Source organism: Klebsiella sp. H-Nf2 (assembly GCF_002806645.1).
In the GTDB taxonomy this organism is placed as follows: domain Bacteria; phylum Pseudomonadota; class Gammaproteobacteria; order Enterobacterales; family Enterobacteriaceae; genus Klebsiella; species Klebsiella variicola.
Map to the genome: position 1 here is coordinate 19,794 of NZ_PIBL01000017.1, position 13,944 is coordinate 33,737.

The window sequence follows — 13,944 nt, forward strand, 5'->3', positions numbered from 1 at the left end:
GCATCATGGCTTCAGAAAATATGACGCCGCAGGATTACATAGGACACCATCTGAACAACCTTCAGCTGGACCTACGTACATTCTCGCTGGTGGATCCGCACAACCACACAGCCACCTTCTGGACGCTCAACATTGACTCCATGTTCTTCTCGGTGGTTCTCGGTCTGCTGTTCCTTGCCATGTTCCGTAGCGTTGCTAAGAAAGCGACCAGCGGCGTACCAGGGAAATTCCAAACCTTCATCGAAATGATCATCGGCTTCGTCCATGGCAGCGTCAAAGACATGTACCATGGCAAGAGCAAGGTTATCGCGCCGCTGGCGCTGACCGTGTTCGTCTGGGTCTTCCTGATGAACCTGATGGACCTCTTGCCTATCGATTTCTTACCTTGGATCGGTGAGCACATACTCGGCCTGCCTGCACTGCGCGTGGTTCCGTCTGCCGACGTGAACATCACCCTGTCGATGGCGCTTGGCGTGTTCATCCTGATCATTTTCTACAGCATCAAAATGAAAGGCGTAGGTGGGTTCGTTAAAGAACTGACCATGCAGCCGTTCAATCACTGGGCGTTCATTCCTGTCAACTTAATCCTTGAAGGGGTAAGCCTGCTGTCCAAACCGGTTTCTCTTGGTCTGCGACTGTTCGGCAACATGTATGCCGGTGAGCTGATTTTCATTCTGATTGCTGGTCTGTTGCCGTGGTGGTCACAGTGGATTCTGAATGTGCCTTGGGCCATTTTCCACATCCTGATTATTACGCTGCAAGCCTTCATCTTCATGGTTCTGACGATTGTCTATCTGTCGATGGCGTCCGAAGAGCATTGATTTTTACCAACACTACTACGTTTTAACTGAAACAAACTGGAGACTGTCATGGAAAACCTGAATATGGATCTGCTGTACATGGCTGCCGCTGTGATGATGGGTCTGGCGGCAATCGGTGCTGCGATCGGTATCGGCATCCTCGGAGGTAAATTCCTGGAAGGCGCAGCGCGTCAACCGGATCTGATTCCTCTGCTGCGTACTCAGTTCTTTATCGTTATGGGTCTGGTGGATGCTATCCCGATGATCGCTGTAGGTCTGGGTCTGTACGTGATGTTCGCCGTCGCGTAGTAAGTTGTTAGAAACCTAAGCCACAGAGTTAATTAAAGAGGTATTGTGCTGTGAACATGAACGCAACAATCCTCGGCCAGGCCATCGCGTTTGTTATCTTCGTATGGTTCTGCATGAAGTACGTATGGCCGCCTTTAATGGCTGCCATCGAAAAACGCCAGAAAGAGATTTCTGACGGTTTAGCTTCTGCAGAACGCGCTAAGAAAGATTTGGACCTTGCACAGGCCAACGCGACCGACCAGCTGAAAAAAGCGAAAGCGGAAGCCCAGGTAATCATTGAGCAGGCGAACAAGCGTCGCTCTCAGATTCTGGACGAAGCTAAAGCTGAAGCAGAACAGGAACGCACCAAAATCGTTGCACAAGCGCAGGCTGAAATTGATGCTGAGCGTAAACGTGCACGTGAGGAGCTGCGTAAGCAGGTCGCTATCCTGGCTGTTGCTGGCGCCGAGAAGATCATCGAACGTTCCGTGGATGAAGCTGCTAACAGCGACATCGTGGATAAACTTGTCGCTGAACTGTAAGGAGGGAGGGGCTGATGTCTGAATTTGTAACGGTAGCTCGCCCCTACGCCAAAGCAGCTTTTGACTTTGCCGTCGAACACAACAGTGTTGAACGCTGGCAGGATATGCTGGCGTTTGCCGCCGAAGTGACCAAAAACGACCAAATGGCAGAGCTTCTCTCCGGTGCTTTGGCGCCGGAAACGCTCTCAGAAGCGTTTATCGCTATCTGCGGTGAGCAACTCGACGAAAACGGCCAGAACCTGATTAAGGTGATGGCGGAAAACAATCGTCTGAAAGTGCTCCCGGACGTTCTTGAGCAATTCATTCACCTGCGCGCGGCCAGTGAGGCCATCGCAGAGGTAGAAGTAATATCTGCCAACCAACTGAGTGATGAACAGCTTGCCAGGATCGTCAGCGCGATGGAAAAACGTCTGTCACGCAAAGTTAAGCTGAATTGCAAAATCGATAAGTCTGTTATGGCAGGTATTATCATCCGTGCGGGTGATATGGTCATTGATGGCAGCGTACGCGGCCGTCTTGATCGCCTTGCAGACGTCTTGCAGTCTTAAGGGGACTGGAGCATGCAACTGAATTCCACCGAAATCAGCGAACTGATCAAGCAGCGCATTGCTCAGTTCAATGTTGTGAGTGAAGCTCATAACGAAGGTACTATTGTTTCTGTAAGTGACGGTGTTATCCGCATCCACGGCCTTGCCGAATGTATGCAGGGTGAGATGATCTCCCTGCCGGGTAACCGTTACGCTATCGCATTGAACCTGGAGCGCGACTCCGTTGGTGCCGTGGTGATGGGTCCGTATGCTGACCTCGCCGAAGGCATGAAGGTTAAATGTACTGGCCGTATCCTGGAAGTTCCGGTTGGCCGCGGCCTGCTGGGCCGTGTGGTTAACACCCTGGGCGCGCCAATTGATGGTAAAGGTCCGCTGGAAAACGACGGTTTCTCCGCCGTAGAAGCGATCGCACCGGGCGTAATCGAACGTCAGTCCGTCGATCAGCCGGTACAGACCGGTTATAAATCCGTTGACGCCATGATCCCAATCGGTCGTGGTCAGCGTGAACTGATCATCGGCGACCGTCAGACCGGTAAAACTGCGCTGGCTATCGATGCCATCATCAACCAGCGTGATTCCGGTATCAAGTGCGTCTATGTTGCTATCGGCCAGAAAGCGTCCACCATCTCTAACGTGGTGCGTAAACTGGAAGAGCACGGCGCGCTGGCTAACACCATCGTGGTGGTAGCGACTGCATCCGAATCTGCTGCACTGCAATACCTGGCGCCATACGCTGGTTGCGCAATGGGCGAATACTTCCGCGACCGCGGCGAAGATGCGCTGATCATTTACGATGACCTGTCTAAACAGGCTGTTGCTTATCGTCAGATCTCCCTGCTGCTCCGTCGTCCGCCAGGACGTGAAGCCTTCCCGGGCGACGTATTCTACCTCCACTCTCGTCTGCTGGAGCGTGCTGCGCGTGTTAACGCCGAATACGTTGAAGCTTTCACCAAAGGTGAAGTGAAAGGGAAAACCGGTTCTCTGACCGCGCTGCCGATTATCGAAACGCAGGCGGGTGACGTTTCCGCATTCGTTCCGACCAACGTAATCTCCATTACCGATGGTCAGATCTTCCTGGAAACCAACCTGTTTAACGCCGGTATTCGTCCTGCGGTTAACCCGGGTATCTCCGTATCCCGTGTTGGTGGTGCAGCGCAGACCAAGATCATGAAGAAACTGTCCGGTGGTATCCGTACCGCACTGGCGCAGTATCGTGAACTGGCAGCGTTCTCCCAGTTTGCATCCGACCTTGACGATGCAACGCGCAAACAGCTGGACCACGGTCAGAAAGTGACCGAACTGCTGAAACAGAAACAGTATGCGCCGATGTCCGTTGCGCAGCAGTCTCTGGTTCTGTTCGCAGCAGAACGTGGTTACCTGGCTGATGTAGAACTGGCGAAAATCGGTAGCTTCGAAGCCGCTCTGCTGGCTTACGTCGACCGTGATCACGCTCCGCTGATGCAAGAGATTAACCAGTCCGGTGGCTATAACGACGAAATCGAAGGCAAGCTGAAAGGCATCCTCGATTCCTTCAAAGCAACCCAGTCCTGGTAACGTCTGGCGGTCTGTCTTAGGGCAGGCCGCAAGGCATTGAGGAGAAGCTCATGGCCGGCGCAAAAGAGATACGTAGTAAGATCGCAAGCGTCCAGAACACGCAAAAGATCACTAAAGCGATGGAGATGGTCGCCGCTTCCAAAATGCGTAAATCGCAGGAGCGCATGGCGGCCAGCCGTCCTTACGCAGATACTATGCGCAAAGTGATTGGTCACCTTGCGAACGGTAATCTGGAATATAAGCACCCTTACCTGGAAGAACGCGACGTTAAGCGCGTGGGCTACCTGGTGGTGTCGACCGACCGTGGTCTGTGCGGCGGCTTGAACATTAACCTGTTCAAGAAACTGCTGGCGGAAATGAAAGCATGGTCCGATAAAGGCGTTCAGTGCGACCTCGCAATGATCGGCTCTAAAGGCGTCTCTTTCTTTAACGCCGTTGGCGGTAACGTGGTTGCACAGGTGACTGGTATGGGGGATAACCCCTCCCTGTCCGAACTGATCGGCCCGGTAAAAGTGATGTTGCAGGCCTATGATGAAGGCCGTCTGGACAAGCTGTACGTTGTCAGCAACAAATTTATTAACACCATGTCTCAGGTTCCGACGATCACTCAGCTGCTGCCGTTACCGGCATCAGAAGACGCTGATCTGAAACGTAAATCCTGGGATTACCTGTACGAACCTGATCCGAAGGCGCTGCTGGATACCCTCCTGCGTCGTTATGTCGAATCTCAGGTCTATCAGGGCGTGGTAGAAAACCTGGCCAGCGAGCAGGCCGCACGTATGGTGGCGATGAAAGCCGCGACCGACAATGGCGGCAGCCTGATTAAAGAGCTGCAGTTGGTATACAACAAAGCTCGACAGGCCAGCATTACTCAGGAACTCACCGAGATCGTCGGTGGTGCATCCGCGGTATAACCAGGTTAATTCGTAGAGGATTCAAGATGGCTACTGGAAAAATTGTCCAGGTAATCGGCGCCGTAGTTGACGTCGAATTCCCTCAGGATGCCGTACCGCGCGTGTACGAAGCTCTTGAGGTGCAGAATGGTAAAGAAGTTCTGGTGCTGGAAGTTCAGCAGCAGCTCGGCGGCGGTATCGTTCGTACCATCGCCATGGGTTCTTCCGATGGTCTTCGCCGCGGTCTGGAAGTAAAAGACCTCGAGCACCCAATCGAAGTCCCGGTAGGTAAAGCAACACTGGGTCGTATCATGAACGTACTGGGTCAGCCGGTCGACATGAAAGGCGACATCGGTGAAGAAGAGCGTTGGGCTATCCACCGCGCAGCACCTTCCTATGAAGAGCTGTCCAGCTCTCAGGAACTGCTGGAAACCGGTATCAAAGTTATCGACCTGATGTGTCCGTTCGCGAAGGGCGGTAAAGTTGGTCTGTTCGGTGGTGCGGGTGTAGGTAAAACTGTAAACATGATGGAGCTGATCCGTAACATCGCGATCGAGCACTCCGGTTACTCTGTGTTTGCGGGCGTCGGTGAGCGTACTCGTGAGGGTAACGACTTCTACCACGAAATGACCGACTCCAACGTTATCGATAAAGTATCCCTGGTGTACGGCCAGATGAACGAGCCGCCGGGAAACCGTCTGCGCGTTGCGCTGACCGGCCTGACCATGGCTGAGAAATTCCGTGACGAAGGTCGTGACGTTCTGCTGTTCGTCGATAACATCTATCGTTACACCCTGGCCGGTACTGAAGTATCTGCACTGCTGGGTCGTATGCCTTCAGCGGTAGGTTATCAGCCGACTCTGGCGGAAGAGATGGGCGTTCTGCAGGAACGTATCACCTCCACCAAAACCGGTTCTATCACCTCCGTACAGGCGGTATACGTACCGGCGGATGACTTAACTGACCCATCCCCAGCCACTACCTTTGCTCACTTAGATGCAACCGTAGTACTGAGCCGTCAGATCGCTTCCCTGGGTATCTACCCGGCCGTTGACCCGCTGGACTCCACCAGCCGTCAGCTGGATCCGCTGGTTGTTGGTCAGGAACACTACGACACCGCGCGTGGCGTTCAGTCCATCCTGCAGCGTTATCAGGAACTGAAAGATATCATCGCCATCCTCGGTATGGACGAACTGTCTGAAGAAGACAAACTGGTGGTAGCTCGCGCACGTAAGATCCAGCGCTTCCTGTCCCAGCCGTTCTTCGTAGCAGAAGTCTTTACCGGTTCTCCGGGCAAATACGTGGCGCTGAAAGACACTATCCGTGGCTTTAAAGGCATCATGGAAGGCGAATACGATCACCTGCCAGAGCAGGCGTTCTACATGGTCGGTTCCATCGACGAAGCCGTGGAAAAAGCCAAAAAACTTTAACGCCTTAATCGGAGGGTGATATGGCAATGACTTACCACCTGGACGTCGTCAGCGCAGAGTTACAAATGTTCTCTGGTCTGGTCGAAAAAATCCAGGTAACGGGTAGCGAAGGTGAACTGGGTATTTACCCGGGACACGCGCCGCTGCTCACCGCCATTAAGCCTGGTATGATTCGCATCGTTAAACAGCACGGTCATGAAGAGTTTATCTATCTGTCTGGCGGCATTCTTGAAGTGCAGCCTGGCAGCGTGACCGTTCTGGCGGATACCGCAATTCGCGGTCAGGACCTCGACGAAGCGCGAGCGCTGGAAGCGAAACGCAAAGCCGAAGAGCACATTAAGAGCTCCCATGGCGATGTGGATTACGCTCAGGCGTCTGCGGAACTGGCCAAAGCGATCGCTAAACTGCGCGTTATCGAGTTGACCAAAAAAGCGATGTAACACCGGCTTGAACGTAAAAAGCCAGTCTGGTTTCCAGGCTGGCTTTTTTTATGGCCAGCGGCTGGCGAGCGGATAAAGTGAAAACAGGATCCACCCTTAATTGTTATTGATTAGTTAAATGATGAGGCGTAGACTCTATTTTTGTGATGTATGTCACATAAAAGAGCGTTATCAAACTGCACCTGCGTCAGGAAATCATCATGAAACTGTTCCATAAAATCATCGCCAAATTCAGCGTACTGAGCTTCTAAGCCACGCGCTATTCCCCGGCTTGCACGACGTATCGCCCATCAAAACGACAACACTGGCGATGTGCAACCGGTAAATGAAGGTCACCTGACGGTGGCCTTTTGTATTTTATTGATGCCACCAATCACTTCAGCTCTCCCCTGCCTGCGGCTGATTTACTCTCAGTCGGCTCATCTCCTGTTAATCTCCGCCAATAGGGCCGCGCTCTGCCGCTTTATTCAGGTGGCGAAAAAACAGCAAAAGCAGTGAGATAGTCAATAATTACCCTCCCCACCCCCCTTTTTCAGCGTTAAACTGATTTGCAGTGGTTAAAAATAGCGTCATAAAATGGTGTATAACCGCGAGCCTGGGCGTTTTCTCCACGTCTCGTTTTATGATGAAAAATATGTAGAAATTTCAACGTGAAAGGCTTTTACTTTCCGTTCTAACTACCGTCAGGATGAGTATGTCAAATAGTGCGATGAGCGTGGTTATCCTTGCCGCAGGCAAAGGGACCCGCATGTATTCCGATCTTCCTAAGGTGCTGCATACTCTGGCCGGGAAGCCAATGGTGCAGCATGTCATTGATGCCGCTAACGATTTAGGCGCATGTGCGGTGCATCTGGTGTACGGTCACGGTGGCGATCTGCTGCGTCAGACCCTCCATGAAGACAACCTGAACTGGGTGCTGCAGGCTGAGCAGCTCGGAACCGGACACGCTATGCAGCAGGCGGCACCCTTCTTCAATGATGATGAAGACATTCTGATGCTCTATGGCGACGTGCCGCTGATCTCGGTTGAGACGCTACAGCGCCTGCGCGCCGCGAAACCACTGGGTGGCATTGGTCTGCTGACGGTGAAGCTGGATGACCCAACGGGCTACGGCCGCATTACCCGTGAAAATGACCAGGTGACGGGCATCGTTGAGCACAAAGATGCCAGCGAGGCCCAGCGCCAGATCCAGGAAATCAACACCGGGATCCTGATCGCCGGCGGAGCAGACCTCAAGCGCTGGCTGGCGAAGCTCACCAATAACAACGCTCAGGGCGAATACTACATCACCGATATCATCGCCATGGCGTATCAGGAAGGACACGAGATCGTCGCGGTGCATCCGCAGCGCCTGAGCGAAGTCGAAGGCGTCAACAATCGCCTGCAGCTTGCGCGCCTGGAGCGCGTTTACCAGGCTGAGCAGGCAGAAAAATTACTGCTGGCAGGCGTGATGCTGCGCGATCCGGCGCGTTTCGATCTGCGCGGTACGCTGCAGCACGGGCGCGATGTGGAAATCGATACTAACGTTATTCTGGAAGGCAATGTGGTGCTGGGCGATCGTGTGAAAATCGGCGCCGGCTGCGTGATTAAAAACAGCACCATCGGCGATGACTGCGAAATCAGCCCCTATAGCGTGGTGGAAGATGCCCTGCTGCAGGCTGCCTGCACCATCGGCCCATTTGCCCGTCTGCGTCCGGGCGCCGAATTGCTGGAAGGCGCCCACGTTGGCAACTTCGTGGAAATGAAAAAAGCGCGTCTCGGGAAAGGCTCCAAGGCGGGTCATCTGACCTATCTGGGCGATGCGGAGATCGGTGATAACGTCAATATCGGCGCCGGCACCATCACCTGCAACTACGATGGCGCGAATAAACACAAAACGATTATTGGCGATGATGTCTTTGTCGGCTCGGATACCCAGCTGGTGGCGCCCGTCACGGTAGGCAACGGTGTTACTATCGCCGCCGGGACCACCGTCACGCGCAATATCGCCGATAACGAACTGGTGTTGAGCCGCGTACCGCAGGTCCACAAGCAGGGCTGGCAGCGTCCGGTGAAGAAGAAATAATTTGGATTGTCGCCGGGGAAATATGCCCGGCGAACCAGGATGAGAGGGTCAATATAGACCCCCGTCCGCAGGCAGTACCATAACAATAACCCCACTCTCTACAAGGCTCGGGGCGCCCGGAAAACGGGCAAATACAGGTCAGCGACAACGCATGGCATATCGCCATTATCAGGAAATTTAACTATGTGTGGAATTGTTGGCGCAGTCGCGCAGCGTGATATTGCTGAAATCCTTCTCGAAGGTTTACGTCGTCTGGAATACCGTGGGTATGACTCTGCCGGTCTGGCGGTGGTCGACAGCGAAGGTCATATGACCCGCGTGCGTCGCCTGGGTAAAGTTCAGATGCTGGCTCAGGCGGTAGAAGAGCAACCGTTACATGGTGGTACCGGGATCGCCCATACTCGCTGGGCGACGCACGGTGAACCGTCTGAGAGCAATGCGCATCCGCATGTTTCTGAACACATTGTGGTGGTCCATAACGGGATCATTGAGAACCATGAGCCGCTGCGTGCCCTGCTGCAGTCTCGCGGCTATGTCTTCGTCACCGAGACCGATACCGAAGTTATCGCCCATCTGGTGCACTGGGAGCTGGAACAAGGTGGTACCTTGCGTGAAGCCGTGCTGCGCGCTATTCCGCAGCTGCGCGGCGCCTACGGTACGGTGATCATGGATACCCGTGACCCGGGAACCCTGCTGGCGGCCCGCTCCGGTAGCCCGCTGGTGATTGGCCTGGGAATGGGCGAAAACTTTATCGCTTCCGACCAGCTGGCATTGCTGCCAGTGACCCGCCGCTTTATCTTCCTCGAAGAGGGTGATATTGCCGAAGTCACTCGCCGCTCGGTGGTGATTTTCGATAAATCCGGCGCGGAAGTGAAACGCCAGGAGATTGAATCTAATCTGCAATATGACGCTGGCGATAAAGGTATCTACCGCCACTATATGCAGAAAGAGATTTACGAGCAGCCGAACGCGATTAAGAACACCCTGACCGGGCGCATCAGCCATGGCGAAGTGGATCTCAGCGAGCTGGGGCCGAATGCCAATGAAATGCTGGCTCAGGTTGAACATATTCAGATAGTTGCCTGCGGGACTTCCTATAACTCCGGAATGGTCTCCCGCTACTGGTTCGAAGCATTAGCTGGCGTCCCGTGCGATGTGGAAATCGCCTCGGAATTCCGCTATCGCAAGTCCGCGGTGCGTCGCAACAGTCTGATGATCACCCTCTCTCAGTCGGGTGAAACCGCCGATACCCTGGCGGCGCTGCGTCTGTCGAAAGAGCTGGGCTATCTTGGTTCATTGGCTATCTGTAACGTGGCGGGCTCGTCACTGGTGCGTGAGTCCGATCTGGCGCTGATGACCAAAGCCGGTACTGAAATCGGCGTGGCCTCAACTAAAGCTTTTACCACTCAGCTGACCGTGCTGTTGATGCTGGTGGCGAAACTGGCGCGTCTGAAAGGTCAGGATGCGGCGATTGAGCACGATATCGTGCACGGTCTGCAGGCGCTGCCGAACCGTATCGAGCAGATGCTCTCCCAGGACAAGCGTATTGAACAGCTGGCAGAGCGTTTCTCTGATAAGCACCATGCGCTGTTTCTCGGCCGCGGCGATCAGTACCCGATCGCCATGGAAGGGGCGCTGAAGCTGAAAGAGATCTCCTACATTCACGCGGAAGCCTATGCGGCAGGTGAGCTGAAACATGGCCCGCTGGCGCTGATTGATGCGGAAATGCCGGTGATTGTGGTGGCGCCGAACAACGAGCTGCTGGAAAAACTGAAATCCAACATCGAAGAGGTTCGTGCCCGCGGCGGCGAGCTGTACGTCTTCGCCGACGGTGACGCCGGCTTCAACGGTAGCGATAACATGCACATCATTGAGATGCCGCATGTCGAAGAGATGATCGCCCCTATCTTCTATACGGTACCGCTGCAGTTACTGGCTTATCATGTCGCGCTGATTAAAGGCACAGACGTTGACCAGCCGCGTAACCTGGCGAAATCGGTGACTGTGGAGTAAAGCATCATATCTTGCAAAGGGCTGCCGGCGGCAGCCCTTTTTATTTTCACCTGCTGTTCATCACCGAACTTGCGCGAAATATTTTGGCTGGCGGTAGATGACAAACGATCGTTTTGCGGTTCGATTTTACTGTCATAAAAAGAAAATTATTCTGTCATTGCACGGTCATGATTACAGATAACCATCTGAGTTATATGACTATTATTTGCTGTAAAATCCCTTCTTTCGACCTGTCATAAAACTGTCATAATTCGTACATTTTACTGTCACCTCTTTGACCTATTTTGCTCACCATAGCCTCGAAACAATGATTTACGAATCCCAGCAGGAGACATTATGAACGTTATGCGTACCACCGTCGCAACAGTTGTCGCCGCGACCTTATCGATGAGCGCTTTCTCTGCCTTCGCAGCAGCAAGCCTGACTGGCGCAGGCGCAACTTTCCCTGCGCCGGTGTATGCCAAATGGGCTGACACCTATCAGAAAGAAACGGGCAATAAAGTGAACTACCAGGGCATTGGTTCCTCTGGTGGCGTTAAGCAGATTATTGCTAACACCGTTGATTTCGGTGCTTCTGATGCTCCGCTGGCTGATGACAAACTGACTCAGGAAGGGCTGTTCCAGTTCCCCACCGTAATTGGCGGCGTGGTGCTGGCGGTTAACCTGCCTGGCGTGAAATCCGGCGAACTGGTGCTGGATGGCAAAACCCTCGGTGATATCTACCTGGGTAAAATTAAAAAATGGGATGACGAAGCGATCGCTAAACTCAACCCGGGCCTGAAGCTGCCTTCACAGAACATTGCCGTGGTTCGCCGCGCTGATGGTTCCGGTACCTCCTTCGTCTTCACCAGCTACCTGTCCAAAGTGAATGAAGAGTGGAAATCGAAAATCGGTGCAGGTTCTACCGTAAACTGGCCAACCGGACTGGGCGGCAAAGGTAACGACGGTATCGCCGCCTTTGTTCAGCGTCTGCCGGGCTCTATTGGTTACGTCGAATACGCTTACGCCAAACAAAACAACCTCGCGTATACCAAGCTGGTGTCCGCTGGTGGCAAGCCGGTTAGCCCGACTGAAGATAACTTCGCTAACGCCGCGAAAGGCGTTGACTGGAGCAAGTCCTTCGCACAGGACCTGACCAACCAGAAAGGCGAAAATGCATGGCCGATCACCTCAACCACCTTCATCCTGGTGCATAAGGCGACCAACAAGCCGGAACAGACCGCTGAAGTGTTGAAGTTCTTCGACTGGGCGTATAAAAACGGCGCGAAAGAAGCAAATGCACTGGATTATGCGACGCTGCCGGAAAGCGTGGTAGAGCAGGTTCGTGCAGCATGGAAAACCAACGTCAAAGACAGCAGCGGTAAAGCGCTGTACTAACAGTAGATTTTTGACGAAGATGGCGGGGGCGTTCAGGCGCTGCCCGCCCTACGGTTCAGACTGTAGGCCCGGGAGCGAACGCCACCGGGCATTTATTCGAACAAGTTTTAATACGTAAAGAGTAATCTATGGCTGCAACCAAGCCTGCATTTACCCCTCCGGGGAAAAAGGGTGACATGATTTTCAGTGCGCTGGTAAAACTGGCTGCGCTGATTGTGCTATTGATGCTGGGCGGCATCATCGTTTCCCTGATCATCTCTTCCTGGCCGAGCATTCAAAAGTTTGGCTTTGCCTTTTTGTGGACCAAGGAGTGGGATGCGCCAAACGAAATCTTCGGCGCGCTGGTACCGATTTACGGAACCCTGGTCACCTCCTTTATCGCGCTGCTGATTGCCGTCCCGGTGAGTTTTGGCATCGCGCTGTTTCTGACCGAACTGTCCCCGGCCTGGCTCAAGCGCCCGCTGGGTATTGCTATTGAGCTGCTGGCGGCAATCCCGAGTATCGTATACGGCATGTGGGGCCTGTTTATTTTCGCCCCGCTGTTTGCGACTTACTTCCAGGAGCCGGTCGGCAACGTCCTGTCAACGATCCCGTTCGTCGGTGCGCTGTTTGCCGGTCCGGCGTTTGGTATCGGCATCCTGGCCGCTGGCATCATTCTGGCCATCATGATCATCCCTTATATCGCCGCGGTCATGCGCGATGTTTTCGAACAGACGCCGGTGATGATGAAAGAGTCGGCCTATGGCATCGGCTGTACCACCTGGGAAGTTATCTGGCGCATTGTCTTACCGTTCACCAAGAATGGGGTGATTGGCGGGGTGATGCTCGGTCTGGGCCGCGCGCTGGGTGAAACCATGGCGGTCACTTTTATCATCGGCAACACCTACCAGCTCGACAGCATCTCGTTGTATATGCCAGGGAACAGCATTACCTCCGCGCTGGCTAATGAGTTCGCCGAAGCGGAAACCGGACTGCACGTGGCGGCGCTGATGGAGCTGGGTCTGATCCTGTTCGTTATCACCTTTATCGTTCTGGCCGCGTCTAAGTTCATGATTATGCGCCTCGCGAAGAATGAGGGGGCACGCTAATGGCGACCATTGAATTGCAAACCACTACCGAGCTGGCCGAGTCCCGTCGCAAGATGCAGGCCAAACGCCGCATGAAGAACCGTATCGCTCTGGCGCTGTCCATAGCGACCATGGCGTTTGGTTTGTTCTGGCTTATCTGGATCCTGATGGCGACGATAACCCGCGGTTTCGATGGCATGAGTCTGGCGCTGTTCACCGAAATGACGCCGCCGCCGAACACGGCAGGCGGTGGCCTGGCCAACGCCCTCGCCGGCAGCGGCCTGCTGATCCTGTGGGCGACCGTCTTTGGTACGCCTTTGGGGATCATGGCGGGTATCTATCTGGCGGAGTACGGCCGCAAGTCGGTACTGGCGGAAATCATTCGTTTTATCAACGATATTCTGCTTTCCGCGCCGTCTATCGTGGTCGGCCTGTTCGTCTACACCATCGTGGTGGCGCAGATGCAACACTTCTCGGGCTGGGCGGGCGTTATCGCACTGGCGCTGCTGCAGGTGCCTATCGTTATTCGTACCACCGAAAATATGCTGAAGCTGGTGCCGGATAGCCTGCGTGAAGCGGCCTATGCGCTGGGGACGCCGAAGTGGAAGATGATCTCGGCGATTACCCTGAAAGCGTCCGTCTCGGGGATTATGACCGGGATCCTGCTAGCAATCGCTCGTATTGCCGGGGAAACGGCTCCCCTGCTGTTCACCGCGCTCTCCAACCAGTTCTGGAGCACCGACATGATGCAGCCGATTGCCAACCTGCCGGTGACCATTTTCAAATTTGCCATGAGTCCGTTTGCGGAGTGGCAGCAACTGGCATGGGCCGGGGTATTGATTATCACCCTGTGCGTCTTGCTGCTGAACATCCTGGCGCGCGTTATCTTCGCCAAGAAGAAACACGGTTAATTTTTTGCGGCGCAGC

Annotated in this window: 13 protein-coding genes; all 13 read left to right on the forward strand. The window is 54.1% G+C overall.

Annotated elements, in window-relative coordinates:
* The first annotated feature begins 5 nt into the window (after nt 1–5).
* The 13 genes from atpB to pstA all read left to right on the forward strand — a co-directional run bounded on the left by atpB (nt 6) and on the right by pstA (nt 13,928).
* On the forward strand, nt 6–821 hold the full coding sequence (gene atpB / locus CWM58_RS25570; protein WP_016162026.1) for a F0F1 ATP synthase subunit A: 816 nt from the start codon (nt 6–8) through the stop codon (nt 819–821).
* 48 nt (nt 822–869) lie between these two features.
* Nucleotides 870–1,109, forward strand: a complete 240-nt coding sequence (gene atpE, locus CWM58_RS25575; protein ID WP_000429386.1) for a F0F1 ATP synthase subunit C — start codon at nt 870–872, stop codon at nt 1,107–1,109.
* Nucleotides 1,110–1,159: 50 nt separating this feature from the next.
* Nucleotides 1,160–1,630 carry a F0F1 ATP synthase subunit B gene (gene atpF / locus CWM58_RS25580; protein ID WP_004107293.1) on the forward strand — a complete coding sequence of 157 codons (471 nt, stop codon included), beginning with the start codon at nt 1,160–1,162 and terminating at the stop codon, nt 1,628–1,630.
* A 14-nt stretch (nt 1,631–1,644) separates the two neighbouring features.
* Entirely contained in the window at nt 1,645–2,178 is a 534-nt protein-coding gene (gene atpH / locus CWM58_RS25585; RefSeq protein ID WP_004202307.1) for a F0F1 ATP synthase subunit delta, read from the forward strand.
* 12 nt (nt 2,179–2,190) lie between these two features.
* Nucleotides 2,191–3,732: a F0F1 ATP synthase subunit alpha gene (gene atpA, locus CWM58_RS25590; RefSeq protein WP_012543303.1), complete on the forward strand. Its 1,542-nt coding sequence runs from the start codon at nt 2,191–2,193 to the stop codon at nt 3,730–3,732.
* Nucleotides 3,733–3,782: 50 nt separating this feature from the next.
* Nucleotides 3,783–4,646 carry a F0F1 ATP synthase subunit gamma gene (atpG, locus tag CWM58_RS25595; RefSeq protein ID WP_008806722.1) on the forward strand — a complete coding sequence of 288 codons (864 nt, stop codon included), beginning with the start codon at nt 3,783–3,785 and terminating at the stop codon, nt 4,644–4,646.
* 26 nt (nt 4,647–4,672) lie between these two features.
* On the forward strand, nt 4,673–6,055 hold the full coding sequence (atpD, locus tag CWM58_RS25600; protein ID WP_008806723.1) for a F0F1 ATP synthase subunit beta: 1,383 nt from the start codon (nt 4,673–4,675) through the stop codon (nt 6,053–6,055).
* A 20-nt stretch (nt 6,056–6,075) separates the two neighbouring features.
* Nucleotides 6,076–6,495, forward strand: coding sequence for a F0F1 ATP synthase subunit epsilon (locus CWM58_RS25605; RefSeq protein ID WP_008806724.1), 420 nt, complete (start codon nt 6,076–6,078; stop codon nt 6,493–6,495).
* A gap of 694 nt (nt 6,496–7,189) precedes the next feature.
* Nucleotides 7,190–8,560, forward strand: coding sequence for a bifunctional UDP-N-acetylglucosamine diphosphorylase/glucosamine-1-phosphate N-acetyltransferase GlmU (gene glmU, locus CWM58_RS25620; RefSeq protein WP_100682102.1), 1,371 nt, complete (start codon nt 7,190–7,192; stop codon nt 8,558–8,560).
* 183 nt (nt 8,561–8,743) lie between these two features.
* Entirely contained in the window at nt 8,744–10,573 is a 1,830-nt protein-coding gene (gene glmS, locus CWM58_RS25625; RefSeq protein WP_100682103.1) for a glutamine--fructose-6-phosphate transaminase (isomerizing), read from the forward strand.
* Nucleotides 10,574–10,909: 336 nt separating this feature from the next.
* The gene (gene pstS / locus CWM58_RS25630) at nt 10,910–11,950 is read left to right on the forward strand and encodes a phosphate ABC transporter substrate-binding protein PstS (protein ID WP_061156292.1); all 1,041 of its coding nucleotides are present in this window, start codon (nt 10,910–10,912) and stop codon (nt 11,948–11,950) included.
* Between the two features lie 128 nt (nt 11,951–12,078).
* Nucleotides 12,079–13,038, forward strand: coding sequence for a phosphate ABC transporter permease PstC (gene pstC / locus CWM58_RS25635; protein WP_061156293.1), 960 nt, complete (start codon nt 12,079–12,081; stop codon nt 13,036–13,038).
* Nucleotides 13,038–13,928 (forward strand): phosphate ABC transporter permease PstA, encoded by an 891-nt coding sequence (gene pstA / locus CWM58_RS25640; RefSeq protein WP_061156294.1) that lies wholly within the window; start codon nt 13,038–13,040, stop codon nt 13,926–13,928. Before pstC ends, pstA begins: the two co-directional genes overlap by 1 nt.
* The last annotated feature ends 16 nt before the right edge of the window (nt 13,929–13,944 follow it).

Bases quoted from the DNA above. Each gene is read 5' to 3' on its own strand.
- atpB (WP_016162026.1), top strand. From the start codon at position 6: ATGGCTTCAGAAAATATGACGCCGCAGGATTACATAGGACACCATCTG.
- atpE (WP_000429386.1), top strand. From the start codon at position 870: ATGGAAAACCTGAATATGGATCTGCTGTACATGGCTGCCGCTGTGATG.
- atpH (WP_004202307.1), top strand. From the start codon at position 1,645: ATGTCTGAATTTGTAACGGTAGCTCGCCCCTACGCCAAAGCAGCTTTT.
- atpA (WP_012543303.1), top strand. From the start codon at position 2,191: ATGCAACTGAATTCCACCGAAATCAGCGAACTGATCAAGCAGCGCATT.
- atpG (WP_008806722.1), top strand. From the start codon at position 3,783: ATGGCCGGCGCAAAAGAGATACGTAGTAAGATCGCAAGCGTCCAGAAC.
- atpD (WP_008806723.1), top strand. From the start codon at position 4,673: ATGGCTACTGGAAAAATTGTCCAGGTAATCGGCGCCGTAGTTGACGTC.
- CWM58_RS25605 (WP_008806724.1), top strand. From the start codon at position 6,076: ATGGCAATGACTTACCACCTGGACGTCGTCAGCGCAGAGTTACAAATG.
- glmU (WP_100682102.1), top strand. From the start codon at position 7,190: ATGTCAAATAGTGCGATGAGCGTGGTTATCCTTGCCGCAGGCAAAGGG.
- glmS (WP_100682103.1), top strand. From the start codon at position 8,744: ATGTGTGGAATTGTTGGCGCAGTCGCGCAGCGTGATATTGCTGAAATC.
- pstS (WP_061156292.1), top strand. From the start codon at position 10,910: ATGAACGTTATGCGTACCACCGTCGCAACAGTTGTCGCCGCGACCTTA.
- pstC (WP_061156293.1), top strand. From the start codon at position 12,079: ATGGCTGCAACCAAGCCTGCATTTACCCCTCCGGGGAAAAAGGGTGAC.
- pstA (WP_061156294.1), top strand. From the start codon at position 13,038: ATGGCGACCATTGAATTGCAAACCACTACCGAGCTGGCCGAGTCCCGT.